Below are 384 nucleotides of genomic sequence, written 5' to 3' on the forward strand. Positions count from 1 at the left end.
GCGTGACCTGGAACGTCGTGCGTCGCAATCTGTTCAATTGGAAGCACGAAGAACTGGGGCAGCTCGAAGCCAAGATCAAGTCGTTTTGCGACCGACAGAACCTGCTGGGTTTTCTGCAGCACTACATCCTGTTCGCCGAGAAGGAATCAGAACTGCAGAAATTCATTCTGCGCCAGCACCAGACCGGTGCCGTAGAAAAAGTGGTGGAGCGCGCCCACCATCCGGTCAAGCGCCGGGGACTGGTATGGCATACCCAAGGCAGCGGCAAAACCTTCACGATGATCAAAGCTGCCGAGATGTTATTTAAAGCAGCGCAGTCAGAAAAGCCAACCATCCTGCTGCTCATCGACCGCAACGAACTGGAAGATCAGATGGTGCGCAATC

The 384-nt window shown here is 54.4% G+C and carries 1 protein-coding gene; it reads left to right on the plus strand.

Features of this window, described 5'->3' with window-relative positions:
- Window positions 1-384: DEAD/DEAH box helicase family protein (locus CBF90_RS17020; RefSeq protein WP_172407913.1), on the plus strand; the 384-nt coding region annotated here is incomplete at both ends.

The sequence above is a fragment of the Microbacterium sp. AISO3 genome (genome assembly GCF_002204305.1).
Lineage (GTDB): Bacteria > Actinomycetota > Actinomycetes > Actinomycetales > Microbacteriaceae > Microbacterium > Microbacterium arborescens.